Source organism: Candidatus Pantoea rara (assembly GCF_051136265.1).
Lineage (GTDB): Bacteria > Pseudomonadota > Gammaproteobacteria > Enterobacterales > Enterobacteriaceae > Pantoea > Pantoea rara.
This window is the reverse complement of record NZ_CP194942.1, coordinates 830,647-857,548: the sequence shown is the minus strand read 5'-3', so window position 1 is coordinate 857,548 and position 26,902 is coordinate 830,647. Positions and strand designations below refer to the sequence as shown.

The 26,902-nt window shown below is 55.6% G+C and carries 21 protein-coding genes and 3 tRNA genes; 10 read left to right on the top strand and 14 right to left on the bottom strand.

What is annotated here, in order from left to right; translation table 11 throughout:
- Window positions 1-557: 557 nt before the first annotated feature.
- The gene (gene garD, locus ACR8BF_RS04175) at window positions 558-2,117 is read left to right on the top strand and encodes a galactarate dehydratase (RefSeq protein WP_314985775.1); all 1,560 of its coding nucleotides are present in this window, start codon (window positions 558-560) and stop codon (window positions 2,115-2,117) included.
- Window positions 2,118-2,180: 63 nt separating this feature from the next.
- Here garD and ACR8BF_RS04170 read toward each other — a convergent pair whose 3' ends face one another.
- The 4 genes from ACR8BF_RS04170 to syd form a co-directional block, all read right to left on the bottom strand.
- Window positions 2,181-2,627 carry a flavodoxin gene (locus ACR8BF_RS04170; RefSeq protein WP_313700968.1) on the bottom strand — a complete coding sequence of 149 codons (447 nt, stop codon included), beginning with the start codon at window positions 2,625-2,627 and terminating at the stop codon, window positions 2,181-2,183.
- Between the two features lie 12 nt (window positions 2,628-2,639).
- Window positions 2,640-3,419: a tRNA pseudouridine(65) synthase TruC gene (gene truC / locus ACR8BF_RS04165; RefSeq protein WP_179898449.1), complete on the bottom strand. Its 780-nt coding sequence runs from the start codon at window positions 3,417-3,419 to the stop codon at window positions 2,640-2,642.
- Window positions 3,419-3,748 (bottom strand): YqcC family protein, encoded by a 330-nt coding sequence (locus ACR8BF_RS04160; protein ID WP_179898450.1) that lies wholly within the window; start codon window positions 3,746-3,748, stop codon window positions 3,419-3,421. Before ACR8BF_RS04160 ends, truC begins: the two co-directional genes overlap by 1 nt.
- A gap of 587 nt (window positions 3,749-4,335) precedes the next feature.
- A complete protein-coding gene (syd, locus tag ACR8BF_RS04155; RefSeq protein ID WP_179898451.1) occupies window positions 4,336-4,884 on the bottom strand; it encodes a SecY-interacting protein in 549 nt (182 codons plus the stop codon).
- 62 nt (window positions 4,885-4,946) lie between these two features.
- Between syd and queF the strand changes: the two genes are divergently transcribed.
- From queF to xni, 3 genes are all read left to right on the top strand, one after another.
- Window positions 4,947-5,792, top strand: coding sequence for an NADPH-dependent 7-cyano-7-deazaguanine reductase QueF (gene queF / locus ACR8BF_RS04150; protein ID WP_179898452.1), 846 nt, complete (start codon window positions 4,947-4,949; stop codon window positions 5,790-5,792).
- 169 nt (window positions 5,793-5,961) lie between these two features.
- Window positions 5,962-7,326: a nucleotide 5'-monophosphate nucleosidase PpnN gene (gene ppnN, locus ACR8BF_RS04145; protein WP_179898453.1), complete on the top strand. Its 1,365-nt coding sequence runs from the start codon at window positions 5,962-5,964 to the stop codon at window positions 7,324-7,326.
- A gap of 34 nt (window positions 7,327-7,360) precedes the next feature.
- On the top strand, window positions 7,361-8,116 hold the full coding sequence (gene xni / locus ACR8BF_RS04140) for a flap endonuclease Xni (protein ID WP_179898454.1): 756 nt from the start codon (window positions 7,361-7,363) through the stop codon (window positions 8,114-8,116).
- A gap of 24 nt (window positions 8,117-8,140) precedes the next feature.
- Here xni and rlmM read toward each other — a convergent pair whose 3' ends face one another.
- The 4 genes from rlmM to ACR8BF_RS04120 all read right to left on the bottom strand — a co-directional run bounded on the left by rlmM (window position 8,141) and on the right by ACR8BF_RS04120 (window position 11,156).
- Window positions 8,141-9,241 (bottom strand): 23S rRNA (cytidine(2498)-2'-O)-methyltransferase RlmM, encoded by a 1,101-nt coding sequence (gene rlmM / locus ACR8BF_RS04135; RefSeq protein WP_179898455.1) that lies wholly within the window; start codon window positions 9,239-9,241, stop codon window positions 8,141-8,143.
- Complete coding sequence (locus tag ACR8BF_RS04130) at window positions 9,234-9,629, bottom strand: DUF423 domain-containing protein (RefSeq protein WP_013358901.1); 396 nt, start codon at window positions 9,627-9,629, stop codon at window positions 9,234-9,236. The genes rlmM and ACR8BF_RS04130 overlap by 8 nt, the downstream gene beginning before the upstream one ends.
- Window positions 9,630-9,679: 50 nt before the next feature.
- On the bottom strand, window positions 9,680-10,597 hold the full coding sequence (locus tag ACR8BF_RS04125; RefSeq protein WP_136198173.1) for a transcriptional regulator GcvA: 918 nt from the start codon (window positions 10,595-10,597) through the stop codon (window positions 9,680-9,682).
- A 334-nt stretch (window positions 10,598-10,931) separates the two neighbouring features.
- Window positions 10,932-11,156, bottom strand: coding sequence for a YgdI/YgdR family lipoprotein (locus ACR8BF_RS04120; RefSeq protein WP_090965769.1), 225 nt, complete (start codon window positions 11,154-11,156; stop codon window positions 10,932-10,934).
- A 208-nt stretch (window positions 11,157-11,364) separates the two neighbouring features.
- On the opposite strand from ACR8BF_RS04120, the gene csdA reads away from it, so the two are divergent.
- Both csdA and csdE read left to right on the top strand, forming a co-directional pair.
- Window positions 11,365-12,573, top strand: coding sequence for a cysteine desulfurase CsdA (gene csdA, locus ACR8BF_RS04115; protein WP_434745583.1), 1,209 nt, complete (start codon window positions 11,365-11,367; stop codon window positions 12,571-12,573).
- Window positions 12,574-12,575: 2 nt separating this feature from the next.
- Window positions 12,576-13,031, top strand: a complete 456-nt coding sequence (gene csdE, locus ACR8BF_RS04110; protein ID WP_179898457.1) for a cysteine desulfurase sulfur acceptor subunit CsdE — start codon at window positions 12,576-12,578, stop codon at window positions 13,029-13,031.
- Here the strand turns inward: csdE and tcdA are convergent.
- Together tcdA and mltA are read right to left on the bottom strand one after the other, a co-directional pair.
- A complete protein-coding gene (tcdA, locus tag ACR8BF_RS04105; RefSeq protein ID WP_313700983.1) occupies window positions 13,010-13,822 on the bottom strand; it encodes a tRNA cyclic N6-threonylcarbamoyladenosine(37) synthase TcdA in 813 nt (270 codons plus the stop codon). The genes csdE and tcdA overlap by 22 nt on opposite strands.
- A gap of 48 nt (window positions 13,823-13,870) precedes the next feature.
- Window positions 13,871-15,019 (bottom strand): murein transglycosylase A, encoded by a 1,149-nt coding sequence (gene mltA / locus ACR8BF_RS04100; RefSeq protein ID WP_313700984.1) that lies wholly within the window; start codon window positions 15,017-15,019, stop codon window positions 13,871-13,873.
- Window positions 15,020-15,222: 203 nt separating this feature from the next.
- Here mltA and ACR8BF_RS04095 point away from each other — a divergent pair.
- The 3 genes from ACR8BF_RS04095 to ACR8BF_RS04085 all read left to right on the top strand — a co-directional run bounded on the left by ACR8BF_RS04095 (window position 15,223) and on the right by ACR8BF_RS04085 (window position 15,572).
- Window positions 15,223-15,299 (top strand) — tRNA-Met (locus ACR8BF_RS04095).
- Window positions 15,300-15,364: 65 nt separating this feature from the next.
- A tRNA-Met gene (locus ACR8BF_RS04090) sits at window positions 15,365-15,441 on the top strand.
- 54 nt (window positions 15,442-15,495) lie between these two features.
- Window positions 15,496-15,572: transfer RNA gene (locus tag ACR8BF_RS04085), tRNA-Met, on the top strand.
- 111 nt (window positions 15,573-15,683) lie between these two features.
- Here the strand turns inward: ACR8BF_RS04085 and amiC are convergent.
- A complete protein-coding gene (amiC, locus tag ACR8BF_RS04080) occupies window positions 15,684-16,928 on the bottom strand; it encodes an N-acetylmuramoyl-L-alanine amidase AmiC (protein ID WP_434745582.1) in 1,245 nt (414 codons plus the stop codon).
- A gap of 232 nt (window positions 16,929-17,160) precedes the next feature.
- Here amiC and argA point away from each other — a divergent pair, with 232 nt between their 5' ends.
- Window positions 17,161-18,489, top strand: coding sequence for an amino-acid N-acetyltransferase (gene argA, locus ACR8BF_RS04075; RefSeq protein WP_003853937.1), 1,329 nt, complete (start codon window positions 17,161-17,163; stop codon window positions 18,487-18,489).
- Between the two features lie 50 nt (window positions 18,490-18,539).
- On the opposite strand, the gene recD is transcribed toward argA, so the two are convergent.
- Genes recD through ptrA form a run of 3 tightly spaced genes read right to left on the bottom strand, consistent with a single transcriptional unit; the run spans window position 18,540 to window position 26,805 of the window.
- A complete protein-coding gene (gene recD / locus ACR8BF_RS04070) occupies window positions 18,540-20,381 on the bottom strand; it encodes an exodeoxyribonuclease V subunit alpha (protein ID WP_434745581.1) in 1,842 nt (613 codons plus the stop codon).
- Window positions 20,378-23,917 carry an exodeoxyribonuclease V subunit beta gene (gene recB / locus ACR8BF_RS04065; protein ID WP_434745580.1) on the bottom strand — a complete coding sequence of 1,180 codons (3,540 nt, stop codon included), beginning with the start codon at window positions 23,915-23,917 and terminating at the stop codon, window positions 20,378-20,380. Before recB ends, recD begins: the two co-directional genes overlap by 4 nt.
- On the bottom strand, window positions 23,914-26,805 hold the full coding sequence (gene ptrA, locus ACR8BF_RS04060; RefSeq protein ID WP_292987686.1) for a pitrilysin: 2,892 nt from the start codon (window positions 26,803-26,805) through the stop codon (window positions 23,914-23,916). Before ptrA ends, recB begins: the two co-directional genes overlap by 4 nt.
- Window positions 26,806-26,902: the final 97 nt, after the last annotated feature.

The following is a 26,902-nucleotide window of genomic DNA, read 5'->3' as shown; positions in this document are numbered from 1 at the left end:
ATAGCGTGAGCTACATTCGCTCTGACTGCATACACATCGCGTTGGGTATCAGAGAGAAGTTGGGTTAAACACGGCGATCTTGTTGTTTTGGCAAACCTTTATTTATTCATCCAGCTGCAGACAGACGCGGCCGTAACAGGCCACTTCAACCTCTGCGGATGAGTAATACGTCGTGACAGATAACCTGACTTTGGCTAACGGAACCCAGTATAAGAACAGGGTTTAGCGATCACATTGGCGAATCGCCCTGGAATAATCGCGTTATTGAATTGAATGTCTGGCGGATGCACAAAAGCCTGCGGCGTGGCTCACGAAAGTGGCAAATACCCGTTCGAAAACCGTCCCAAATGACGCTCTCCCGCATTGTTTGTGAGGCTCTTCACTTGCTTTTGGATAACCGACCCAAAACAGCGAGCTGAATCACCTTAATGGTGGTCATTTGCACAATGCGCCATTTACCTCGCCTCCCTATACTGAAGCTGGCAAACAAGCGTGTGACAGGTCAGAACATTACAACGTGCCGCACAAGTACGGTACGACAGACAGGAAGGTGAGCGATGAACCCCAATAAAGATGAACAACCGCTCTATATCAAAGTCCATGAGCACGACAATGTGGCGATTGTGGTCAACAGCCTGGGTCTGCCAGCCGGCACGCAGTTTGCGGATGGCCTGACCCTGACAGAGCATGTGCCGCAGGGCCACAAAGTGGCACTGAGCGCGATTAACCAGGGTGCAGAGATCGTGCGTTATGGCGAAGTCATAGGCTTCGCATTACGGGACATTGCCCATGGTAGCTGGATTGATGAATCCCTGGTGGCGCTGCCGGAAGCCCCTCCACTGGAGAGTCTGCCGTTAGCCACGCAGGTTCCCCCTGATTTGCCGCCACTGGAGGGCTATACCTTTGAAGGTTACCGTAATGCGGATGGCAGCGTAGGTACGCGTAATCTGCTTGGCATCACCACCAGCGTCCACTGCGTGGCCGGTGTGGTGGATCATGTCGTGCAGATCATTGAACGGGATTTACTGCCGCGCTATCCGAATGTCGATGGTGTGGTCGCCCTGAACCACCTTTATGGCTGTGGTGTGGCGATCAACGCACCGGCCGCAGTCGTGCCGATTCGCACCATTCATAACCTGGCACTGAATGCGAATTTCGGCGGCGAAGTGATGATCGTCAGCCTTGGCTGTGAAAAGTTACAGCCAGAACGTCTGCTGACCGGCACGCCCGACGTGCAGGCGATTTCGCTGGACGATCATGACATCGTGCGTTTGCAGGATGAAAAGCTGGTGGGTTTCGGTGCGATGGTGAATGAGATCCTGCAGGTGGCGGAACGTCATCTCCAGCGGCTCAATCAGCGCCAGCGCGAAACCTGCTCCGCGGCAGAACTGATTGTCGGTATGCAGTGTGGGGGCAGCGATGCGTTTTCGGGCGTGACGGCTAATCCGGCAGTGGGCTTCGCCTCTGACCTGCTGGTGCGCTGCGGTGCTACCGTAATGTTCTCGGAAGTGACTGAAGTGCGTGATGCGATTCACCTGCTGACACCGCGGGTGATTAATCAGGAAGTGGGTAAGCGCTTGCTGGAGGAGATGGCCTGGTATGACAATTACCTCGACCAGGGCCAGACCGATCGCAGCGCTAACCCGTCTCCAGGCAATAAAAAAGGCGGACTGGCCAACGTGGTAGAAAAGGCACTGGGATCGATCGCCAAATCGGGACGCAGCGCCATTGTCGAAGTGCTTTCACCTGGCCAGCGGCCCACGCGGCGTGGATTAATTTATGCGGCGACGCCCGCCAGCGATTTTGTCTGCGGTACGCAGCAGCTGGCGTCCGGCATCACGCTGCAGGTGTTCACCACGGGCCGGGGTACGCCTTACGGTCTGGCTGCGATTCCGGTGATCAAGATGGCGACACGCAATGCGCTGGCAGAGCGCTGGCACGATCTCATGGACATCAATGCCGGGACTATAGCTACCGGTGAAGAGAGTATTGAGCAGGTGGGCTGGCGACTGTTTGAGTTGATTCTGGACATTGCCAGTGGCAGGAAGCAGACCTGGTCCGATCGCTGGGGCATCCGTAATCAGCTGGCGGTGTTTAACCCGGCACCTGTTACGTGATATCGCGATGTACGCCAGGCTTATCTGTATGCTACTAAAGCAGAGATAAGCCTGGCGTCGCTATCAGAGCTGTGCGCCCCAGGCTTCAACCCAGGGAGAAGTGACTGCTTCAGGCTCAGGGTTTTCAGTGGCATCAACCAGTAATACCTCACCGACCCGCTGTGCGCCCTGTTCCTGCAGCAGCGCATCAAAGGCTTTGCCCGCGCCACAAAAATGGTCATAACTGCTGTCACCCAGCGCAATCACGCCATAGCGCAGCGTGGGCTGATGACCCAGCTTATCTTTAACCGCATGGAACAGACCTGAAATCGTGTCGGGAAAATCGCCCTGTCCGGTGGTTGACGTGACGACCAGCGCCACGTCGCTGGCATAGTTCTGCCAGTCAGCCAGCGTCGGATCATCAAACACGGTGACGCTGTGCCCCTGTTGCTGCAGTAACGGCTCCGCTTCTTCCGCCACCAGCAATGCATTGCCATATACCGTACCTACAAAAATGCCAATCTTTGCCATCTGCTTTCTCCCTTATTCTGAAACGTTATCCTGTCCTGGCGCTGCGTCAAACTCAACCCGCGGCACCTCAGGGATCTGATCCTGCCAGCCAAACTGATTCATCAGATTTTGCCAGACGCCATCCAGTCCTGCACGGATCAGCAAAGGTTCACCGGTCACCGGATGGGTCAATGCCAGGCTGCTGGCGTGCAGCATCAGTCGGTTAGCGCCGAAATGTTCGGCGGCACCCCGGTTCTGACGCAGATCACCGTGCGCCGAATCACCAATAATCGGATGACGCAGGTGTGACATATGGCGACGCAGCTGATGCTTGCGACCGGTTTTAGGGGCCATTTCAACCAGGCTGTAACGCGACGTGGGATAACGGCCAATGCCGACCGGCATCTCAACGGTGGCCAGTGACTGATAATCGGTGACGGCGGGCTGCGCGATACGCGCTTCCGTGGCATGCTTATCAGCAATTTTATCCAGCTCTTCCACCAGCGGATAATCAAGCGTCCCGCTGCTCTCCAGCCAGCCGCGTACCACGGCGTGGTAGCTTTTCTGCATCTGGTGCTGTTCAAACTGCAGGGAAAGCAGACGTCCGACTTCACTCGAAAGCCCCATCAGCAGCACGCCTGACGTGGGTTTGTCCAGTCGATGCGCGGTAAAGACATGCTGTCCGATCTGATCACGAACCGTCTGCATCACAAACACCGTTTCGTGGCGATCCAGCCAGCTGCGATGAACCAGCCAGCCGCTAGGCTTGTTGACGGCAACCAGCCACTCATCCTGATAAAGTATTTCCAGCATCAGTGGGCAGCATCCGTGAGCAACGCATCCAGCTGACGCAGGGTCAGCAGTAGCGGTGCAATACCGGGCTGATCAGGCACCAGAGCAATCTCGTAATAGGGGGCAACGGCAAAGTTTTGCGGCAGCGGGTGCTTCGCGGCAATCAGGGCATGCATCCGGGGGATTAAGACCCATTGCAGCCACTGCAGTGGCTCCAGCGTATCCAGACAAAAAGGTTCCCGGCTCTCGAGCGCGCCCTCGGCCGGAGGGGTACTTTGCCAGAGATGGTTCTCACGCATCACCGCTTCCAGTTGCTCCAGCCGTTGCGTAATCAATTGTTCAGGCGTCATGCGCCACCTCCAGCGAGCAGTGAAAAATGGGCGGCAAGCATATCACTTGTTGGCACAGGCACAAAAAAAGGGAGCACTGTATAAACAGTGCTCCCGGTTCGTTTGCAGCCATCCTGCTACATTTTTGCTCCCTGCTCTTCCATGACAACTTGTCCAGTGCGAACTCCTGTCGCGCATCGTCCTGATGTATCCTTAGCATCCTGGCCCACCACCTCTTCTGAGGGGTTCTCATTCTCCATCCTGGAGGTGTCCCTTACTCAACCCTGAGTGATCCTGTTTCGTCCTGAAACCTTCCGTGTGCCGTAAGCTCCGTTACGTTCCTGCCTCATGGCTTATCATCATCCTGACGATATCTGTTTCCTGAGCGTCCTGCAGTGCGAAACATTTTGACAGAACTCGTTACGTGCACAAGGTACTCACAGCAGAACTTTACGAAATGTGCTGCGCAAATTAGGATAAACGCCATTAAGTTTATGATTCACAATATTTTTACATCCTGGCCTTCCAGATGTCTCAACTGTTATATGGCGATCTCTCACAGCAGATGTAAGAGATGTCTTACAAGGTAAGCAGCAAATCACTGCAAATCAGATGATAACCGGTTGTAATGACTTAAGAAATATCTCAAGACTTTCGGCTAATACGCTGTGCTGTTTGCGGCCAGGCTGCTCCAGAATGATTTCGCCACTGAGATTGGAAAGCGAGATGATCTCCTCTTCTGAATCCGTCGTGGCAATAAACAGCGTAGGCGACTGTTTCAGGCGGCGCTGCATCACCAGATGCCCAATCAGATTCTCCTGTAACCGCAGGAAATCCTCTTCACTCCACACCTGCAACAGTGTCAGCTGATTCTCACCAAAACGAGCCTGCATATCCCCGGCAAACTGCGTGGTATAGAAATCCGTGATCGAAGGCTGGAGCTGGATATCGATTGCCCGCTCAATCGCATCCAGTGTCGGTGGCAGACTAAACGGCTGCGGTTGCCAGACGACACGCTGATCGCGTTCCTCCAGTGTACAGGGCGAGGGGACGCCATAAAGATCGCTGCTGGCTGGCCCATGTCCTGCCTCCTGAAGCCAGTGCTGGCAGTATCGGGTGGTGAAGTCGCGCAACGTGGCGGCAGTTTGCTGCATCATTCTTATTCTCACTTCTGATGGGTTACACTTACCCACTTTGATTAATTTTGGTGGTAACCGCAATGACTACGCACGAACAGGATCAGGCACTCAGTAACCTGACGCTGGGTAAACCCACAGCCTATCACGATCAATATGACAACAGCCTACTGCAGTCGGTGCCTCGCAGCCTGAACCGTGAACCGCTTGGCCTGTTTCCCGACAGCCTGCCCTTTACCGGCAGCGATATCTGGACCCTGTATGAACTCTCGTGGCTTAACAGTAAAGGTCTGCCTCAGGTTGCCGTTGGCGAAGTGGTGCTGGATGCGCAGAGCCGAAATCTTATCGAGTCGAAAAGCTTCAAGCTATACCTGAACAGCTTCAACCAGACCCGCTTTGCCGACTGGGGCGAGGTCCGGCAGACGCTGGAGCGGGATCTGAGTGCCTGTGCAGAAGGTGATGTCCGGGTCGCGCTGTTCCGTCTTAATGAAATAGAGGGTCAGCCTATCGGTCACTTTGAGGGTTACTGCATTGATGAGCAGGATATCGCCATCGAGGATTATCGCTTCAATGCTGATTATCTGGCGGATGCCACAGGCAGCGAAATTGTTTCAGAGACGCTGGTCAGTCATCTGCTCAAGTCAAACTGCCTCATTACCAATCAGCCTGACTGGGGCTCGGTGATGATCCGCTATACAGGCCCGCGTATCGACCGTGAAGCGCTGCTGCGCTATCTGGTCTCATTCCGCCAGCACAACGAATTTCACGAGCAGTGTGTCGAGCGGATCTTTAATGATGTGATGCGTTTCTGTCATCCGGAAGCGCTCACGGTTTATGCACGCTATACACGTCGTGGCGGGCTGGATATCAACCCATGGCGCACCAATGTGCCCTTCTCTCCCGGTTTTTCACGCCTGGTTCGTCAGTAGTTTGCGAGACTTCTCGCAGGCTGCGTGCAGGAAGCGCAGTTCCGCTTGAGCTGTGCGGGCCGACAAGGCTACTCTGGTGATAGCGGTAACCTGCGGGTTGCCGACCAGGGATTTTCGTCACTGCCTTTGCAGTGCCAACACGCACCCAGGCGGGTGTAAAGGAGTTCATTTGATTACCCATATCAGCCCACTTGGTTCAATGGATCTGCTTTCGCAGATGGAAGTCGACATGCTTAAGCGCACAGCCAGCAGCGACCTCTATCAGCTATTTCGCAATTGCTCTCTGGCCGTGCTTAACTCCGGCAGCCAGACTGACAGCAGCCAGGAGCTGCTCTCCCGCTTTGAAAATTTCGATATTAATGTGTTGCGCCGAGAGCGCGGCGTCAAACTGGAACTGATCAATCCACCGGAAGAGGCGTTCGTGGATGGCCGCATCATCCGTTCCCTGCAGGCAAACCTGTTTGCGGTGCTGCGTGACATCCTGTTTGTCAGCGGCCAGCTCAACATGCCTGGCCGCTTCACGGCAGCCGAAGAGAACGATTCCGCTACGATCACCAACACCGTCTTTTCCATTCTGCGTAATGCGCGGGCACTGCATATCGGCGAGTATCCCAACACCGTGGTGTGCTGGGGTGGTCACTCAATCAACGCCGTTGAATACCAGTATTGCCGCAATGTTGGTACGCAGCTTGGACTGCGTGAACTGAACATCTGTACTGGCTGCGGGCCGGGCGTGATGGAAGCACCGATGAAAGGAGCCGCCGTTGGTCATGCTCAGCAGCGCTATCGTGACAGCCGCTTTATCGGCCTGACCGAACCCTCAATCATTGCGGCTGAACCGCCGAATCCGCTGGTGAATGAGCTAATTATCATGCCAGACATTGAAAAACGTCTGGAAGCGTTTGTGCGCATCGCCCACGGCATCATCATTTTCCCTGGCGGCGTCGGTACGGCAGAAGAGTTGCTCTATCTGCTGGGCATCCTGATGAATCCGCACAACAGCGATCAGGTGCTGCCGCTGATTCTGACCGGACCAGAAGAGAGCGCCGACTACTTCCGCGTGCTGGATGATTTCATCGTTAACACGCTGGGTGAACAGGCGCGTAAGCATTATCAGATTATTATTGATGATGCAGCCGAAGTGGCGCGCCTGATGAAGAAAGCGATGCCGCAGGTGAAAGAAAACCGTCGCGAAACCGGCGATGCTTACAGCTTTAACTGGTCGATTCGCATTGAACCCGACCTGCAGGTGCCATTCCTGCCAACCCATGAAAATATGGCGAACCTCAATCTCTACACCAATCAGCCTCCTGAAAAACTGGCTGCCGACCTGCGCCGTGCCTTCTCAGGCATCGTCGCGGGTAACGTTAAAGAGATGGGCATCCGCGAAATCCGTGAGAAGGGGCGCTTTAAACTGCATGGCGACCCCGACATCATGCACCGCATGGATGAACTGCTGCAGGGATTTGTTGCCCAGCAACGCATGAAACTGCCAGGCACCGCCTACATCCCCTGCTACGAAATTATCAAATAAACCAGGAGGCAGCCCCCGGGCTGCCCATACTCTCATGGCTCTTCATCTTGTTATTGTTGACGCGTTGAATCTGATTCGCCGTCTGCATGCGGTACAAGGTTCACCTTGTGTCGAGGGCTGCGTGGCTGCGCTGCGCCAGGTTCTGGGTCACGCCCACCCTACCCACGCCGTGGCGGTGTTTGATGGCGAAGCGCGTCATCAGGGCTGGCGGCATCAGCTGCTTCCTGACTACAAAAGCGGTCGCCCGCCAATGCCCGAGGATTTACAGGCAGAGATGCCGGCGTTACAGGACGCCTTTCGCGCCGCAGGCGTAAGCTGCTGGATAGCAGGCGAGGATGAGGCAGATGATTTAGCGGCGACGCTGGCGGTAAAAATGGCCCAGGCCGGACATCAGGCCACCATTGTTTCCACTGACAAAGGTTACTGTCAGCTGCTGGCACCCGAGATCCGCATACGTGATTACTTCCAGAAACGCTGGCTCGATCTGCCCTTTATCGACGCTGAGTTTGGCGTGGCGCCCCAGCTGTTGCCCGATTACTGGGGGTTGTGCGGCATCAGTAGCAGTAAAATTCCGGGCATCACCGGTATCGGCCCGAAAAGCGCGAAACAGCTGCTGAGCGAGTTTCACTCGCTCGAAGGGATCTATCAGCAACTGGATAAGGTGCCCGCAAAATGGCAGGAAAAGCTTGCTGAAGGTCAGCAGATGGCAGAAATCAGCCGTCAGGTAGCTACGCTGAAGCGGGATCTTGTGTTGCAGGGGAATCTGAATACGCTGCGTTATACCGGCTGAGTGCAGCTGCACTCAGCCCGGCGATTAACGTTCGTCGCGACGGCCACCGGTTGCAGCCCACATACGGCGCACATGAACCGTCACTTCTTCGCGGTCATGATAGAGCTGGCGGGCGCGAATCTGCACGTTGATGCCATTCTCATCAAAGCGCTCCTGCATCATTGCCAGATTCTGCGTAACCTCTTCATAACGCTTTTTCATCGGCAATTTCAGGTTGAAGATCGCTTCACGGCACCAGCCGTTGACCAGCCAGTCGGTCATCAGGTTAGCTACGCGAACCGGCTTCTCCACCATGTCACACACCAGCCAGCTGATGTTGGTACGTGGTGGACGGAATTTAAATCCATCGGCTTTCTCGTGCATCACCTGCCCGGTATCCATAAGGCTCGGCGCCATCGGTCCATTGTCCACCGCATAAACCATCATACTGCGCTGGACCAGTTGATAGGTCCAGCCGCCCGGACAGGCTCCGAGATCCACGGCATACATGCCGCTGGCTAAACGCTCATCCCACTCATCTGCAGGAATAAAGACGTGGAACGCCTCTTCCAGCTTAAGCGTGGAACGGCTTGGCGCATCGGAAGGAAACTTAAGGCGTGGAATACCCATGTAAAACGGCGAGCTGTTTTCCCGAACGGAGTAGCCGACGTAGCAGGTGCCAGGTGCGATGAAAAACACATGCACGACCGGGCGTTTCGCGCTTTCATAATTCAGCAGAATTTTGCTTTCGCGTAGTGCTGAACGTAGCGGCACGGTAAACTTGCGGCAGAATTTGGTCAGCTCTTTGGCTTCGTTGGTGTCAGGCACTTCAACACGCAATTCACCGCCCTTTTCCACCACGCCGGTCAGCATGCCGACAATCGGGGTAATGCGATCTTCCTGTGGCAGGTCACGCAGCATTTCACCGACGACCAGCATCTGGCGCGCAAAGATCAGCTCATCAAATGGCAACTCACGCGCCAGACGGTCAGCATCTTCGAACTGATAGCACTCAAACAACACGTAGCCAGAGTCATCTTTAACACGGGGAAAGCCGTAGATTTCACGTTCCGCCGCTTTGGCGCTGATTTCCGCCGCACACTCTTTTTCAAAACCGGGACGACAATAGAGTAAAACTTTATTCATGGCGTTCTGCCTTTCGTTTAAGACGCAGAGCGCCAATCAACATCAATACCCAACCGGCAAGGAAGCAGATCCCGCCCACGGGGGTGATAAAAACCCAAAACTTCAGGTGTGACAGTGCCAGACAATAGAGGCTGCCACTAAACAACACGGTGCCGAGCGCCATCAGCGCACTGCTCCAGTAAAACCAGATATTGGCGCGGCGTAACATCGCGGCACCCAGTCCCATCACCGCTAAGGTGTGATAAGCCTGATATTCCAGCCCGGTATGAATCCAGGCCATTTCAGCCGCGCCAAGCGACTGACTCAAAACGTGGGCACCAAATGCGCCAAAAGCCACCAGCAGAAATCCGCTGATAGCCGCAAAGACAAACATGGCACGACTGGACATTAACCGATCCTCAGGGTGCTATTGCATCTGAATGCAAAAAAATCAATACGTTACTGTTGATAGCGGAAACGGAATTTTTCTTGTTCGGTTGCAGCTTTTTCCAGGATCCACTGTCGGAAGGCGGCTATTTTACCCAGTTCTGCCTGACTGTCATGACAAACCAGATAAAAAGCGTTTTTACTGACTAATACGTCATTAAACGGACAGATTAATCGTCCGGCTTCTATTTCACTCTGCGCCATCACATTATTCGCCAGCGCCACGCCCTGACCATGAATCGCTGCCTGCAGAACCATGGCGCTGTGACTGAAGATAGGCCCCTGCTGCACATTGATGTGCTGCAGTCCCAGTTGACGGATATACGATTGCCACTCACGACGGGACGCATCATGCAGCAGAGTAAAGCGCGACAGATCCATGGGTGTTTTCAGCGGGTTCTCGCCTGTCATCAGTGACGGCGAACAGACCGGCAGCAGATATTCGGCATAGAGTTTTTCAACCCGCAGTCCGGGCCAGTTTCCTCGTCCGTAAAAAATCGCCACATCGACATCATCGGCCAGTTTCTCTTCGTCGCGGTCAACCGCCTGGATACGCACGTCGATTCCCGGATAAGCCATATTAAAGCTGGAGAGCCGGGGAACCAGCCACTGAATGGCAAAGCTCGGCAGTAAACTGACCGTCAGCGCACCTTTGGCACTACGCGCCTGCAGTTTGCGGGTCGCTTCATTTATTGCCGAGAAAATCTCTTTAATATCGAGATAGTAACTTTGTCCTTCTTCGGTCAGTAACAGCGAACGATTCCTCCGGCGAAACAGCTTTAACCCCAGAAAATCTTCCAGAGATTTAATCTGATGGCTTACAGCAGCCTGGGTGACAAACAGCTCTTCAGCGGCTTTGGTAAAGCTTAAATGGCGCGCAGCTGCATCAAAAACACGCAGTGCGTTAAGAGGAGGAAGGCGTTTCGACATGTTTTACCGTATCCGGATCGGCGAAAAATACGCAGGCTCATACAAAGCATTTACGTATTAGAATTTTTAATCCGAGGCATTATAATTTGTCCGTTGAGGAACCTCCAGCAAATACCTATAGTTGCCGCACTTCCTGAGCCGGAACGAAAAGTTTTTAGAATTGTGAGTGAGTTCGCAGATTTTCTGAAAGCTTTTGGCTTGTGGTCGTGATGTTGTGTTTGCAATTTTTGGTCCGACGATTGCGGATCAAGCGCTTAATTCCTGTAGATTTACCCTGTCTGTCCATAGTGATTTTTAAATAGCACCGCTAATTGCGGTGCTTTTTTTTTGCTTATTACTTGCCAGACTCGACCATTTCTTTCACATCAGAGCGGTTGATTTGCTGCTCGTTGCCATTCGCATCTTTATAGCTAATCATACCGGTATCGTTATCGACTTTAGGCTTGCCGGCAGCGACAATGGTGCGTCCATCATTGGTATGCATCACGTAGTTGCTTGAACAGGCAGTCAGGGTGAAAGCCAGGGTACACATGGCCAGTACTGCGGTTAATTTTTTCATCTGCTATCTCCTTGTAGATTGATTGCATCAAACCACCCGCGTTACGCTAACCGAGGCAGCCGATAAGTGAGTTCGACTAGTAAACGTCGCGTAGTTATGCGGGTTTGGTTCAAACCTTGCAATATTCAGCATAACGCGCTTTTCCAGCTTTGCCAGACGCAGACCATTCTTTCAGTGTGGTCCTAATTTTTCTTATCATGGACCAGGCATGACCGCATTTAATCCCGCCGCATTCCGCCAGCAGTTTCCCGCGCTCGCCGACGCCGGCGTTTATCTCGACAGCGCCGCGACCACGCTAAAGCCGCAGGCCGTTATTGATAGCACCCAGCAGTTTTACAGCCTCAGTGCGGGGACGGTACATCGTAGCCAGTTTGCCGCCGCCCAGGCCTTAACCCATCGCTATGAGCAGGCACGCAATCAGGTTGCCCGCTGGCTTAACGCCGCAGACGATCGTGAGATTGTCTGGACGCGCGGCACTACAGAGGCGATAAACCTGGTGGCGAACAGCTGGTTGCGCCCGCGCCTGCAGCCCGGTGATGAGATAGTGGTTAGCGAGGCTGAACACCACGCCAACCTGGTCCCCTGGCTAATGGCTGCCGAAGCTTGCGGCGCCCGCGTCGTAAAATGGCCATTGGGGTCGGACCGTCTGCCAGATATCAGCCAGCTACCTGCCCTGCTCAACAACCGTACCCGACTGCTGGCTGTCGGTCAGATGTCGAATGTCACCGGCGGGTGTCCTGATCTCGCTCAGGCGATTCCGCTGGCGCACGCTGTGGGTGCGAAAGTGATGGTCGATGGCGCGCAGGGCGTGGTGCACTGCCCGCCTGACGTACAGGCGCTGGATATCGACTTTTACGCTTTTTCCGGCCATAAGATTTACGGCCCGATGGGTATTGGCGCGTTATATGGCAAAGCGGAATTGCTGGAAGCGATGGCGCCCTGGCAGGGCGGCGGTAAAATGATCACGGATGTCGATTTCAGTGGTTTCACGCCGCAGCCGGTGCCATGGCGTTTTGAGGCCGGCACCCCAAATGTGGCGGGCGTGATAGGCCTGAGTGCAGCGTTGAGCTGGCTGGCGCAGTACGACCTGCCAGAAGCTGAGCGCTGGAGTCAGCAGCTGGCTTCACTGGCGGAAGAGCAGCTGGCTGAATTACCGGGCTTCCGCAGCTTCCGTTCGGGCAACGCCAGCCTGCTGGCTTTTGAATTTGCTGACCTGCATCCCAGCGATCTGGTGACGCTGCTGGCTGAGCAGGGAATCGCCCTGCGCGCTGGCCAGCACTGTGCGCAGCCGTTGCTGGCGGCGCTGGGCGTCAGCGGCACGTTGCGGGCTTCTTTTGCCCCCTATAATAGTTTGCAGGATGTTGATGCGCTGGTGCGCGCCATGAAAGGCGCCATCTCGCTGTTATCGGAGTTTTGATTATGTGTTCATCGCTGTTAGCGCCACACCCGTTTGGCGAACAGATTACCGTTGCCAGCCTGAAAGAGAGCTTTGGCCGCTTTCATCAGTGGGAGGATCGTTATCGTCAGCTGATCCAGCTGAGTCGTCAGTTGCCTGCCTTGCCGGAGGAACTGAAAACAGCGGAAATTGAACTCAGCGGGTGTGAAAACCGGGTCTGGCTGGGCAGCCAGTCATGTGAGGATGGCTCAATGCACTTTTACGGTGACAGTGAAGGACGCATTGTGCGAGGCCTGCTGGCCGTGCTGCTGACAGCCGTTGAGGGGCAGACACCGCAACAGTTGCTGGCCACCGATCCCTTAGCCCTGTTTGATGAACTGGGCCTGCGCACCCAGCTCAGCGCCTCCCGCAGCAGTGGCCTGCAGGCGCTGGCCACCGCAGTCGGGCATGCCGCGCGTCAGGCACTGACAGCGTCCTGACGTGCGGCGCGCGCCAGAAACTTCTTCAGCGCATGCGAAACGGCGACAAAGCCGAAGGTGGCGGTGACCATCGTTGCCGCGCCAAAGCCGGATGCACAATCCATTCTCTTCGGTCCTTCTGCCGTGCTGCGTGAAGCACAGACGCTGCCATCTGCCTGCGGATAGACCAGCGCTTCGGTGGAATAAACACAGTCGATGCCAAGTTTGCCTTTGCTGTTTTTCACTACGCCCAGGCTTTTCAGTCGTTCGCGCAGTTTCGCCGCCAGCGGATCCTGAATGGTTTTTGCCAGATCGGTTACCTGGATCTGAGTAGGATCAATCTGCCCGCCTGCCCCGCCCGTGGTGATCAACGGGATCTTATTCCGGCGACACCAGGCGATCAGCGCCGCTTTAGGCCGCACACTGTCGATAGCGTCGATCACGTAGTCGAAACCGGCAGCCATCAGTTCGGCAGTGTTCTCGGGCGTAATAAAATCATCTATGCAAATCACTTCGCAGTCAGGATTGATCGCGCGCAGCCGATCTGCCATCACGTCCGTTTTAGCTTTGCCGACGTTGCCCTGCAGCGCATGAAGCTGTCGGTTAGTATTGGTAATACAGACATCATCCATATCAATCAGAGTGATTTTACCAATCCCGGTGCGCACTAATGCTTCCGCCGCCCAGGATCCGACGCCGCCAATACCGATGACGCAGAAGTGTGCGTCAGCAAAACGTTGCAGCGCATCCTGGCCATAGAGACGCGCCGTGCCGCCAAAGCGCTGATGCCAGGCGTCGTTTAACACTTTCATAGTTGAACCTGTTACGTCGTGCGGGCCCAGAGGCCCGCAGAGAAGAAATTAGTTAGCGCCGAGAAGCAGTGAACCATTATGACCGTTTTGCGCGCTGGAGAACAGCGACTGTCCGGCCCCCGGTGCGGCTTTGATCACCCAGACGCGTCCGTAGTGATTATAGAAGCCCGCCAGATGTGCGGCGTCCGGACCGATGCCCTGATAGATATCAAAGTGCTGCCCTTTAATCGCGCCACCCACGTCGAGCGCCACCATCAGGCGCATCTCATATTTGCCGTTGAATTTGCCCTTTTCATTTAACTGCGGCACTTCCGCCAGCAGTACGGTACCCGCCGGAATTATTGAGCGGTCAGAGGCAACGGAAGCTTTCGCAACCAGCGGAACGGCGCTGGCACCGCGCACTGGTGTAAACGGCTCAGCTTTAAAGAAGACGAATGACGGATTGGTTTCCAGCAACGCACGCACTTCCTGTGGTGAGTGCTCCTGCGCCCACTGGCGAATCGCCTGCATCGACATATCTTCGCGTTTCACTTCGCCGCGATCGATCAGCTCTTTACCAATACTGTGGTAACCCCAGCCATTTTTACCGGCGTAACCAAAGAAGGTCATCGGGCGGCCATCGCCAAAGTCGACATAACCACTTCCCTGTACATCCATCATGAAGTTGTCAATCAGCGAGTTGCTGTAGGCAATGACGTAGCGGTCATCAAGTCCGCCACTATAGATAGAGGCACGGCTCGGCAATTTTTCACCGCGTTTGCGCGGTGGCATGCGGTAGATCGGATACTGGAACTCGCCCTGACGGGTGTAACGCGCTTCCACGACCGGCGTATAATAACCGGTGAACTGCACGTTACCGTAGTTATCCGTGCCCTCCATCTGCCAGGCGTTGAGGCCATACTGACGAAGCTGTCGGGTATCGGCTCCCGCCATCAGCCAGCTTTCAATCGCGCTGTAGGTCCCGTTCTGACGACTATAAAGCGCGGATGAGGCGGACTGAATCTGTCGAACCTGATCGCCAAAGTCTTTGCCATTAACCGGCGCGCCTTTGGCATTGGGCTGATTTACCAGCGCCAGCGGCTGTTCCAGTTTTCCATCTTTATATTGCTGACCGCGATCGGTCGGTTTAGAGCTACAGGCCGCCAGCAGCGTGATTAACGCGCCAGTGAGTGCATACTTCGCCCAATGTGATTTCATTATCTTCTCTTTTTATAACTGTTCGCCCCGCGACGATAGCAAAGCCCCCGACAGAATGAAATGCATCCGCTTTGACCGGGCACATATCAGTTCAATAATTAATCAGATGGTTGAATCCTTCAGCAACTGGCTGTTAATTTGACGTTTATCTGCAAAAAGGGGTTGCATGAATTAGCGCGGAGAGTATAGTGCGCTTCCACGGACGCGGGGTGGAGCAGCCTGGTAGCTCGTCGGGCTCATAACCCGAAGGTCGTCGGTTCAAATCCGGCCCCCGCAACCAATACTTCTGCAGGCGTTTTACAGAAGTCACAATGTGAGAAGTAAAAGTAATAGAAGCAATACGGACGCGGGGTGGAGCAGCCTGGTAGCTCGTCGGGCTCATAACCCGAAGGTCGTCGGTTCAAATCCGGCCCCCGCAACCAATACTTCTGCAGCTGTTTTACAGAAGTCACAATGTGAAGAAAGTATGATACGGACGCGGGGTGGAGCAGCCTGGTAGCTCGTCGGGCTCATAACCCGAAGGTCGTCGGTTCAAATCCGGCCCCCGCAACCAATCATTTAAACACCTGAAAGGGTGTTTTTTTGTTTCTGCCGTTCCCGGATACTTCTTTGCCCCCCACTTCGCTCCGAAAATCGCGCGGATAGCCTGGCTACCCGCCTGTCTTTACCGATGGGCCAGTGCCGCCCCACTTTTCACATACGCTTTAATGCCCTCCAGAATCGCCTCCGCAACCTGATGCTGATAGCGGGTGGTTCGCAACTTTCGCTCCTCCTCCACATTACTGATAAATGCGGTCTCTACCAGGATGGACGGGATATCCGGGGCTTTCAGCACGGCGAATCCGGCCTGATCCACAGTGCGTTTGTGCAGATGGTTGATGCGCCCCATGCGATGCAGCACCTCTTTTCCAAACTTCAGGCTGTCATGAATCGTCTGGCGCTGCACCATATCGAACATGGTGTGATCAAGATAGCGGTCACCGCTTTTGCTGACACCGCCAATCAGGTCAGATTCATTCTGCGTCTGCGCCAGGAAACGGGCTGCTGCGGAGGTGGCGCCGCTGGTCGATAAGGCAAACACCGAAGAGCCGCGAGCTGCGCGGCTGGTAAAGGCATCCGCATGGATCGACACAAAGAGATCGGCGCGCTGTTTACGGGCTTTGGCGACCCTGACGCGCAGCGGAATAAAGACATCTTCATTGCGCGTCATATAGGCTTTCATGTTGGGCTGCTTATCGATTAGCGCTTTTAGCCGCCGTCCAATCTTCAGCACAATATCTTTCTCGCGGGTTTTATATTTGCCGTGCGCGCCCGGATCTTCCCCGCCGTGACCAGGATCGATCATGATGATGATCGGACGATCACGCCCCGCTTTACCCGGCAACGGTGCCTGCACACCTTCATCTTTCTCCAGATCGCCCTGATTATAATCTTTCAGCAACGCCAGCAGCGGATCCTCTTCTACCGGATTCTGGCTCGGATAGAGATCAACCACCAGCCGGTGATTGATTCCGGCGACCGGCGAGAGATTAAAGATCTTCGGGGCAACGTTGCGCTTCAGCTCAAGAACGACACGCACCGTGTTGCTGTCGAACTGGCCGACCCGCGCATTTTTAATGAAGGGATCGTCGACCCGTACCTGCTTATCCACCCCTTTCAGGGCCGAATTGAGATGCAGGCCCTGAATATCGATCACCAGGCGTTCGGGATTGCTCAGCGCAAACTGCTTGTACTTCAGCGCGACATTGGACTCCAGCGTCATCCGCGAGTAGGTGGATGAGGGCCAGATACGCACCGCCACAATGTGATTTTTCGCCGCCAGCCCTGTGCGGCTGACACTTAACAGCAGTAAGGCGCCCGTCCCCTGTAAAAATCGTCTGCGTGAAAATTGGGAATTACCGTCTGACATGCCGCTCCAGCTGCTGTGTTATGTCTAAAAAATCGCCAGTTAATCAAATGGCGGCAAAAACTTTATCCAATCCGCAGCATGATGTCACTCCGGAAACTCTAAATAATGCAGGCTGTTAGCGGCTTTGACACTCATAAAAACGTAAATTTTCGTCAGGATTAAGACTTGCAAAATCGGGCGCAAAAGCATAAAAATACAAAAAATACGAATAAACATTCACTGAGGGTTGGCCGTGAAGGAACGTAGTACCGAACTGGTTCAGGGTTTTCGCCATACCGTTCCCTATATCAATGCCCACCGGGGTAAAACCTTTGTCATCATGCTGGGTGGCGAAGCAATTGAGCATGAGAACTTCTCTGGCATCGTTAATGATATCGGACTGCTGCATAGCCTGGGCATCCGCCTGGTCGTGGTTTATGGCGCACGGCCGCAGATTGATGCCAGCCTTGCCCAGCAGCAGCTGGAGCCGGTTTATCATAAATTTACCCGGGTGACCGACGCGCAATCGCTGGAATTAGTGAAGCAGGCTGCGGGCCGGTTGCAGTTAGATATTACAGCCCGCCTTTCAATGAGTCTCAACAACACCCCACTGCAGGGCGCGCATATCAATGTGGTCAGCGGTAACTTCATTATTTCACAGCCACTGGGCGTGGATGATGGCGTGGACTACTGTCACAGCGGGCGCATCCGTCGTATTGATGAAGAGGCGATTCATCGCCAGCTGGATAACGATGCCATTGTTCTTATGGGGCCGGTGGCAGTCTCCGTGACCGGCGAAAGCTTTAATCTGACGTCGGAAGAAGTGGCCACCCAACTGGCGATTAAGCTCAAAGCGGAAAAAATGATCGGCTTCTGCTCTGAACAGGGCGTGCTGAACAGCGAAGGTGAAATCATTTCCGAGCTGTTCCCGAATGACGCGCAGGCCCGTATCGACGAGATTGAAAAGGAAGGCGACTATCTTTCCGGAACGGTTCGCTTTCTGCGTGGCGCGGTTAAAGCCTGCCGTAGTGGTGTGCGCCGTAGCCATTTAATCAGTTATCAGGAAGATGGCGCGCTGTTGCAGGAGCTCTTCTCTCGCGACGGTATCGGTACGCAGATCGTTATGGAGTCGGCAGAGCAGATCCGTCGCGCCAATATCAACGATATCGGCGGCATCCTCGAACTGATTCGTCCCCTGGAGCAGCAGGGTATTCTGGTGCGCCGCTCACGCGAACAGCTGGAAATGGAGATCGATAAGTTCACGATTATTCAGCGCGACAATCTGACTATCGCCTGTGCTGCACTCTATCCATTTATGGACGAGAAGATTGGCGAGATGGCATGTGTGGCGGTTCATCCTGACTATCGTAGCTCCTCACGCGGTGAGATGCTGTTGCAGCGCGTAGCGTTGCAGGCAAAGCAGATGGGGCTGGAAAAGCTGTTTGTGTTAACCACCCGCAGCATCCATTGGTTCCAGGAACGCGGCTTTACGCCGGTAGATATCGAGTCACTGCCTGAGAGTAAAAAAGAGATGTATAACTATCAGCGCCGCTCAAAAGTGCTGATGGCCGACCTCACCTGATTCAATCATAAAGGGACAGACACCACCCCGTTGCTCTGTCCCTTTCCGTCTTAAATGGTTTCCCCCAGTCTATCCACCAGACCGCTGCGTCGCTGCGTTTGCAACTGTACGGCACGCTGAAACACGCCCGGTTCGCTATAAATAGTCAGTTGTTTGCGGGCACGTGTAATCGCGGTATAGACCAGTTCACGGGTCAGCACCGGCAGAAACTGTGTCGGCATAACCAGCGCGGTGTGTTCAAATTCCGATCCCTGCGATTTGTGCACTGTCATCACCCAGGCTGTTTCATGTGAAGGCAAACGGCTCGGCTGAATCGCTTTAATCGACCCGTCCGGCAGCGGAAAAAAGACCTTCAGGTTGCTCTCTTCATCCCGTAGCATAATGCCGATATCGCCGTTAAACAGGCCGAGTGCACTGTCATTTCGGGTAATCATCACCGGACGGCCTTCATACCAGCGACTGCCCATACCGGGACGCCGGATGCGCTGCAGCTGCATCAGTCGCTGCTCAATACGCTGGTTCAGACCCTGGACGCCAAATGGCCCATCACGGAGTGCACACAGTAGCTGATAACGGCCAAAAGCGGCTATCACCTCAGCAGGCGATGCCTGCTGTCTGATGAGTTGCAGGAAAGGCTGATAGCCCTGAGCGATCTCATCCAGCATCGCCTGATACGCTTCCGCGCTGTTCAGCGGCTGATAGCTGATATCCTGATGCGCCGCTGCAAACACCGCTCTGACATGCTCAGCATCACCCTGATTGATCGCTTTTGCCAGCTGGCCGATGCCGGATGAGGCGTCAAAACGATAACTTTTCTGCAGCAGACAGATGCTGTCACGCACGGCCGGTGCCTGCGCATCATCACTGCCCTGCAGGGTGCAGCCAGTCAGCAGGGCGAGCTGCTCTGCCCGCGCCAGGCTGTAGCCGCTTTCCGTACAGCGACAGATATCACCCAGCACCGCTCCGGCTTCAACGGAGGCCAGCTGATCGCGATCGCCCAGAAACACCACGCGCGCATGGGCAGGCAGCGCCGCGATCAGTTTTGCCATCATTGAGAGATCGACCATCGACGCTTCATCCACCACCAGCACATCAAGATGCAATGGATTACCGGCATGGTAGCGCAACCGCTGGGTATCGGGCTGCGCGCCCAGCAGGCGATGAAGCGTAGTGGCTTCGGCAGGAAAACGCCGCCGTTCTTCGTCGCTGACTGCCAGGTCCTGCAGTGCCCTGCCCAGTGACTCAGTCAGCCGCGCGGCGGCCTTGCCGGTCGGTGCCGCCAGCTGAATGCGTAATGTGCCGGGGTTCAGGCGAATCAGGGCTGCGAGCAGTTTCGCTACAGTGGTGGTTTTGCCGGTGCCCGGCCCGCCGGAAATGACTGCCGTCTTGCGGGTCAGCGCCACGGCCGCAGCGATTTTCTGCCAGTTTTCCGGCTGGTCGCCAAACAGGCTATTAAGGACTTCGCCTGCGGCGCTGATATCAAACGCGGTTTTCACTTCCTGCGCAGCAAAGAAGTCAGCGACCCGGCCTTCGCTTTGCCAGAGCCGATGCAGATATAAACGCTGATTACTCAGCACCAGTGGCGTCACCCGGCCGCCGTCACTGACCGCCGGCCAGTCTGCAAGGTGTGATGGCCAGTCATCCGGCGCGCCAGCCGCCTGCCAGATGGCCTGCGCCAGCGCAGGCTGACGCCCGGCAAACAGGTTCGCTTCACTGAGATTGCTCAGCGGTAAACAGACGTGCCCTTCACCGGCCTCAGCGCTGACGCAGGCGGCCGCGAGCAACAGCGCAGGCTGTAATTCCGGCGCCACCAGTTGGGCAAACTGAATATCCAGTGGCCGCAGGAGACGCTTCTCTACCGCCTGCAGCAACAGATCCAGCATGTCACTCATAACATCTCCCCGGTTTCACCAAACAGTGCATCGATCTCTTCCACAAAGGCTTCGTCAGGCCGGGTGGCAAAAATGCCGTTGTCCGGTGAGCTGCCATCCATCCCGCGTAAAAACAGATAAAACACCCCACCAAAATGTTGCTGATAGTGGTAGTCCGGCAGGCGATGCTGCAGATAGCGATGCAGCGCCAGCGTATAGAGCTGATACTGCAAATCGTAGCGATGACCAATCATCGCCTGTGCCATCGCCTCTGGCGTGTAAGCGGCATGGCTGTCACCCAGCCAGTTGGATTTGTAATCGAGCAAATAATATTTTCCCTGCCAGCGGAAGACCAGATCGATAAATCCTTTCAGCATGCCGCGCACCTGACGGAAATCCAGGGCAGCGGCCTGCTGAGAGAGGCTGTCGTGCCGGCGCAGCAGATCGTCAAGATCGGCCGCCGTCAGCAAATTGTTGATCGGCAGATAGAACTCCATTTCGATCAGTCGCTCGCTGCTCTTGATCGCCGACAGCATCAGCCCCTCCGCGTTAAGCGGCGTGTGTAAAACCCGATCAATCCACTGTTCTACGACCGGCAACCAGCTCAGCGGATAGCCATTATGCTGCAGCTGATCTTCCAGCCAGATGCGATCCGGTGGCTCGGTAAAGTCGATTGACTCAAACAGGCCGTGCAGGAAGGTACCAGGTGCCGCGCCGCGTGGAAAGTGGTGCGGCGTCAATGCCGCCTCTTCACCACGCTCTTCTTCACCCGCCGCATCAATATCGAAATTCGGAAGCGCATCCAGCAGCGGCGAGCTGTGATGCTGTTGCAGGCCGGAGTAACTGGTTACCCGCCAGACATCCGCCAGCGCGCGGGTCACGTCGCGGCTGCTTAATGCCTCATCCCCCTGCTCAGCGTCCTGCCATCTTTCACCCGGCATCAGCCCCGCTTCGACCAGTGCAATACCTTCACCAGTTAATGCGGTGAGCCGCTGGCTGAGCTGCTGCGCATCGGCCGCCTGGCCCTGCTGCACCAGGTAGCCCAGCGCGCTCTTGTGCAGATCGCTTTCACCCTCTTTCTTGCGGGTGCCCTTGATCAGCGGTGCAATGCCGACGCTGCAATGATAAACCGAACGGGTCAGCGCCACGTAGAGCAGACGCAGATCCTCTGCCAGACGCTCCTCTTCGGCCAGCGCCAGACTCTGTGCATCGCCCTGTACATCGAGCAGTGCCGTGAAATTGTCGCGATCGTGATAGAGCGCGCTGCCTGCCTCGCGGAACCCGGCGGCAAAAGGCAGCCAGACCAGCGGATATTGCAGCCCTTTTGATTTGTGGATGGTGATGATCTGCACCAGATGACGGTCGCTTTCCAGACGCAGCTGCTGGCTGGAAGCCTGGCTGTTCGGTCGGGCAATCTGCTGCGCCAGGAAGCGCACCAGGGCATGCGGACTTTCCAGCTGTACTGAAGCTTCCTGGAGGAGTTCACCCAAGTGCATCAGGTCAGTCAGGCGACGTTCCCCATTCTCCGAGGCCAGCATATTTTCCGCCAGCTGCCGCTTAATCATGACATCACGCAGCATCGGTAATACACCGCGCTGGTGCCACAGCTGCTGCCAGACGGCAAACTGCTCAACCAGCGCATCCCACTCGCGTTCATTCTGTGTCAGCGCGTCGAGTGTCGCCGCATCAATGGCGAAAACAGAGGTCGCCAGTGCGCTGCGCAGCAGCCGCTCCTGCTCAGGAGCCTGAATCGCCTGCAGTAACCAGAGCAGTTCGCGCGCTTCCGGCGTGGTATAGACGCTGTCCCGGCTGGAGAGATAGACCGAAGGAATCGACAGCGCATTCAGCGCATCGCGGATCAAGCCAGCTTCATTGCGACTGCGCACCAGCACGGTGATATCGGAAGCCCGCACCGGCTTCAGCGTCTCGCCTTTGCCCAGGCAGGCGCGTCCCTGCTGTCCTGCTACCAGCCAGCGGCTGATATCGGCGGCACACTGCTGGGCCATAAACTGCTGATAATCGCTGTTACCGACGCCCTCACCAGGCTGCAGCCAGAACCGTAATGCCGGTTGTTGCTGCTCGTCAAAAATCAGCTTTAACGTCTGATTGGGCGCAGCGGGCATAACCGGCTGAAAGGGAATCGCTGAGAACAGGAAAGGCGAATCGAGCTGAGAAAAGAGGCGGTTAACGCTCTCTACCATCTCGGGTGAAGAACGCCAGTTGGTATCCAGTGTGTAGTGAGCACTGACTTCGTTTCTGGCACGCAGATAGGTAAAGATATCCGCACCGCGAAACGCATAGATGGCCTGCTTGGGATCGCCAATCAGAAACAGCGCCTGTTCCGGCTGATTAATATAGAGCGAACGAAAGATACGATACTGCTGCGGATCGGTATCCTGGAATTCATCAATCATGGCCACCGGGAAGCGTGCCCGGATGGTTTCTGCCAGCAAAACGCCGCCCGGCTGCTGCAATGCCTCATCCAGCTTACTGAGCAGATCGTCGAAGCCTAACAGCGCACGTAACCGTTTCTCACGCTGAACCGTGGCACGCACATCGGTCAGCGCCTGCGCAATGATCACATCCCGCAGCGACAGCGGTTCTGCCAGGAACTGATCGATTGCCTCAAACAATGAATGACGTGGCGCTTCACCCTTTTTGGTTTTCTCATCCAGCACCTGCTGACCAAACCGTTCCAGTTCTTTAGGCAGCTGATAATCCAGCGTTTCGCTGCTGGCCCACTGCGTAACGCGGGCGACCCAGTTGGGCAGGTGTTTACTGCTGTAACTGCGTTTATCCACACCGGATGCGCTGATCATTCCCTCAACATCGGCGCTAAGCGCCTGCCATTGCTGCTTGATGGCATCAATACGGGCCAGATTGCGGGCATGGCGTGATTCCAGCGTCTCACCAGCGGCGGGCGGACGTTTCAGGCCCGGCGACTCACCCTGAAGCCAGGGACGCAGCGTCGTCAGCAGGCTGTCCGGGCCGCTCCACTCTGCGGCGATAATTCGCGCCACATCAAGCGTCAGTGGATAGCACTGACGACGCCAGAAATCGGCGGTCGACTGCTTCAGCAGCGCCTGCTCATCTTCAATCAGTTCCTGCTCGAACAGCATGCCCGATTCAAAGGCGTTGAGATTCAGCATCCGCTGACAAAAGCCGTGAATGGTGAAGATGGCGGCTTCGTCCATCTGGCGCTCAGCCGCCAGCAACTGCGCGGCGGCCTGATTCAGATCCGGCATCTGCTCCAGCAGTAGCTGGTGCATCGGATTGCTGCTTTTACCGCGGATACAGGCCAGGCGCAGCTGATGAATATTCTCGCGGATGCGGCCGCGCAGCTCAGCGGTGGCGGCCTCGGTGAAGGTCACCACTAAAATTTCTTCTACCGACAGCGGTCGGCTATACGCGTTTTCTCCGCCCAGTCCCAGCAGCAGGCGCAGATAGAGCAGACCAATGGTAAAGGTTTTTCCGGTGCCCGCTGACGCCTCAATCAGCCGCTCGCCTCTGAGCGGCAGAGTTAAAGGATTCAGCGATACGGGAGGTAACTGCGTCATTGGGTCTCACTTTTTACCGGCAGCGACTGCTGCAATTGCGCCACTTCATTCCAGGTTTTCCAGCCAGGCTGGCGGGCAAATTCAATTTTGCCATTGCCATTGCCGGCAATCTGCGAGGTCATCACCATGCCCTTGTGTTCCATCACGGCCTGCCGGAAAAAGTCAGCCAGGCTGGCCGGGGTTAACCGCTGAACCTGCTCTGTCATTTTTTGCCGGGTATCAAATTGATCGTTCTGCCGATCAAAATCGCGACTAAAGCGATCCGCTTCCTCAAAAAGCGTCTGAGGACGCTGCTGCAAATCATTGATCATCGCCTGCTGATACTGAGCAAAGTCAGCCTGACTCATACTGCGCAGCCGTTTTTCCGCCTGTGGATAGAAGGCCTGATAGCGCTGCAACAGCCAGCCCGGTTGTTTGCTGTTACTTTGCAGCAGGAAGCCAATACCCCACTGGCGACCCACTGGCATCTGGAAAGCAAAGACCGCATAGCCGAGCTGCTCTTTGGTCCGCAGCTGATTGTAGAACCAGGGCTGCACAATCTGGCTCAGCATGGCGCTGTGCGCCATGCTCTGATATTCATTGTATCCCAGGGGAACATAGAGCGCGGCAAGGGCGGAGTCGGTGCTGCTGCCCTGCTGCTGCAGGTTGGCTTTCAGCGGTTTTTTAATGGCTATATACTGGCTGCGCCAGTCGCGGGTCGCATTACTCTGCATCTGCTGCTTAAGCTCATGCCCCAGTTGCTTCACGCTGTCAGCACTGAGGTTACCCACCACCAGCATCTCCGGCGTGGCGTCCCGGAACAGCGTATCGCGATAGCTCGTCACATCCCTGAGCGTGACAGTGTTTACCAGCTTGCGGCGGGTTTCGCGCTGGGTATAAGGCAGCTGCGACAGCAGCTGCATCGGCTGAATCGCCTGTTCAAACGCCTTGCCTTTTTCCGCCGCGTCCAGCCGCTCGAGATACCAGGATTTGGCCTGCTCCAGTTGCTGTTCTGTTGGCTGGAAGGTGGCATAACCTTCCACCAGTTTCTTCAGCAGCACGGGCAGCCGCTGAGTGAAACCACTGGCGCTGAACACCAGTCCTTCATCTTCGCCGGTTGAGAAGCTGATGCCGCCCACCGAAGCCTGCGAATTAAGCTCGTCCAGTGCCAGGCTGGAGAGGTAGTCATTAAGGCCAAACAGCACCTGCTGACGGGCGTCGCTAATGGCATTTTTATTGCGTAACGCCAGCGTAATCGCGGCTTTAGGCTCGCTGGCGTAATAACGGCTGGGCATCCAGTAAATGCGCATACCGTCGTTATTATCCAGCTTCACCGGATGCTGATACGTTTTACCGTCTGACGGCAACAGGGTGAAGTCATCCGGGATATACGGATTCAGCACAGGCATCGCCAGCGTAATCTGGCTGGCGCGCTGCTGCCAGTCGGCAACAGTTTGTGGCGATATCTTCTCAACCTGATAAGGCGCATCCACAAAATAGGCCGTTTTGTTGTGCGGCTCCTGCGGGCTGATGTACCAGATGCGCGCATGTTCAGGGGTCATCTCGTCCAGCCGGGCTTTTATCGCGGCGGCATCGTACTGATCTGCCAGATAAGGCGCATCCAGCGTGTGTTCGACCGGCACGCGAAGCATGGTGTCGACCAGCCATTCGATGTAATCCATATCGCGGGTGATGGAAGGATAGCGGAAGTCCAGCGCCAGTACGTGTGAGACTTCGTCGAAATAGCGCTTATCATCGGCCTGCTGACGCAGCAGATTGATGTAACTGAATATCGCCGCCACCACTTCGTCACGCTGTGCCAGACCTTTATCTGTGAGTGAAGCGGTAATCGCAAACACGCCGCTATTACGTTCGGTCATCGGGTCTGCGCCCGCGTTCACCCCATCCGCCAGCCCCTGTTTTTGCAGCCAGTCGGTCAGCGTGTTTTTACTTCGGTTACTGATTAAGTAACTGATCAGCGTGTCGGTTTTACTGCGGAAGCGATCGCTGTTGTTAGCAATACGGAATTCAATTTTGAGCTGCTTGCGGGGTTGGGCCGGAACGTAATGAATGATGATGCCCTGCTGCGCATCGGTCACCACTGGCACCGCAATCTCCGGTACGCTGGCGTCATGGTTTTGCACCCGACCAAAGGTTTTAGCCGCAATCGAGGCCATTTCCGGCAGGGGTTTGTTGCTGTAGATCACCGCCTTCATCAGGTTGGCAGAGTAATGGGTGTGGTAAAAATCCAGCAGCGCCTGGTGCAGTTTGCTGCCTGGCTTATCTTTCAGGGTCTCAAGGTTGCCGCCCGAGAAACGTGACGCCGGATGTGCCGGGTTCAGGGTTTCCGCGCCAACCTGGGCCATACGCAGGCCATCACGCGAGCGCGCCATGGTCAGCTCGGCATTCACGGCATGGCGTTCACGGTCAGCGTTAACCGGATCCAGCAGTGGCTCAGCGACCGCATCCGCCAGGCGATCGACCGCCGGCTCCAGCGAATCATTTTCCACTTCCAGGTAAAAAGCAGTGCGGTAAGAGGCGGTGCTGGCGTTGTGGCTGCCGCCATGCTTTTTCAGAAATTCAGCCAGGTTATCGGGCTGCGGATAGTGCTTTGAGCCCATCAGCACCATATGCTCAAGGTAGTGCGCCAGCCCCGCCTGCTGATCGGGATCATCCAGCGATCCTATCGGCAGCGTCAGCGCCGCCAGCGATTTCGGAGCCACGGGATCGGAAACCAGTAACACCGTCATCCCGTTATCAAGCCGGATAGCCTGATAGTGACGAGGATCCTGTTCACTTTTGCGAATGGTGTCGTTAACTGGCTGCCAGCCTGAAGATGTCTGCGCCTGTGCTGTGCAAGCCACCAGGCTAAACAGTAGCGCCGCTATCCAGCGTGCGTATACCCGCATGTAAACCCCTCTCGTTTCCCGATAAACCGCCAATGTCGGACGCGGCGGCTCAAAGCAGAGCAAAATTTTTGTGTAATGAGTCAGTAAGCAAAAATGC

What these genes read in the sequence shown, in the direction of transcription:
- garD (WP_314985775.1), top strand. Translation starts at nt 558, where the DNA reads ATGAACCCCAATAAAGATGAACAACCGCTCTATATCAAAGTCCATGAG.
- ACR8BF_RS04170 (WP_313700968.1), bottom strand. Translation starts at nt 2,627, where the DNA reads ATGGCAAAGATTGGCATTTTTGTAGGTACGGTATATGGCAATGCATTG.
- truC (WP_179898449.1), bottom strand. Translation starts at nt 3,419, where the DNA reads ATGCTGGAAATACTTTATCAGGATGAGTGGCTGGTTGCCGTCAACAAG.
- ACR8BF_RS04160 (WP_179898450.1), bottom strand. Translation starts at nt 3,748, where the DNA reads ATGACGCCTGAACAATTGATTACGCAACGGCTGGAGCAACTGGAAGCG.
- syd (WP_179898451.1), bottom strand. Translation starts at nt 4,884, where the DNA reads ATGATGCAGCAAACTGCCGCCACGTTGCGCGACTTCACCACCCGATAC.
- queF (WP_179898452.1), top strand. Translation starts at nt 4,947, where the DNA reads ATGACTACGCACGAACAGGATCAGGCACTCAGTAACCTGACGCTGGGT.
- xni (WP_179898454.1), top strand. Translation starts at nt 7,361, where the DNA reads ATGGCTCTTCATCTTGTTATTGTTGACGCGTTGAATCTGATTCGCCGT.
- rlmM (WP_179898455.1), bottom strand. Translation starts at nt 9,241, where the DNA reads ATGAATAAAGTTTTACTCTATTGTCGTCCCGGTTTTGAAAAAGAGTGT.
- ACR8BF_RS04130 (WP_013358901.1), bottom strand. Translation starts at nt 9,629, where the DNA reads ATGTCCAGTCGTGCCATGTTTGTCTTTGCGGCTATCAGCGGATTTCTG.
- ACR8BF_RS04125 (WP_136198173.1), bottom strand. Translation starts at nt 10,597, where the DNA reads ATGTCGAAACGCCTTCCTCCTCTTAACGCACTGCGTGTTTTTGATGCA.
- ACR8BF_RS04120 (WP_090965769.1), bottom strand. Translation starts at nt 11,156, where the DNA reads ATGAAAAAATTAACCGCAGTACTGGCCATGTGTACCCTGGCTTTCACC.
- csdA (WP_434745583.1), top strand. Translation starts at nt 11,365, where the DNA reads ATGACCGCATTTAATCCCGCCGCATTCCGCCAGCAGTTTCCCGCGCTC.
- csdE (WP_179898457.1), top strand. Translation starts at nt 12,576, where the DNA reads ATGTGTTCATCGCTGTTAGCGCCACACCCGTTTGGCGAACAGATTACC.
- tcdA (WP_313700983.1), bottom strand. Translation starts at nt 13,822, where the DNA reads ATGAAAGTGTTAAACGACGCCTGGCATCAGCGCTTTGGCGGCACGGCG.
- mltA (WP_313700984.1), bottom strand. Translation starts at nt 15,019, where the DNA reads ATGAAATCACATTGGGCGAAGTATGCACTCACTGGCGCGTTAATCACG.
- amiC (WP_434745582.1), bottom strand. Translation starts at nt 16,928, where the DNA reads ATGTCAGACGGTAATTCCCAATTTTCACGCAGACGATTTTTACAGGGG.
- recD (WP_434745581.1), bottom strand. Translation starts at nt 20,381, where the DNA reads ATGAGTGACATGCTGGATCTGTTGCTGCAGGCGGTAGAGAAGCGTCTC.
- recB (WP_434745580.1), bottom strand. Translation starts at nt 23,917, where the DNA reads ATGACGCAGTTACCTCCCGTATCGCTGAATCCTTTAACTCTGCCGCTC.
- ptrA (WP_292987686.1), bottom strand. Translation starts at nt 26,805, where the DNA reads ATGCGGGTATACGCACGCTGGATAGCGGCGCTACTGTTTAGCCTGGTG.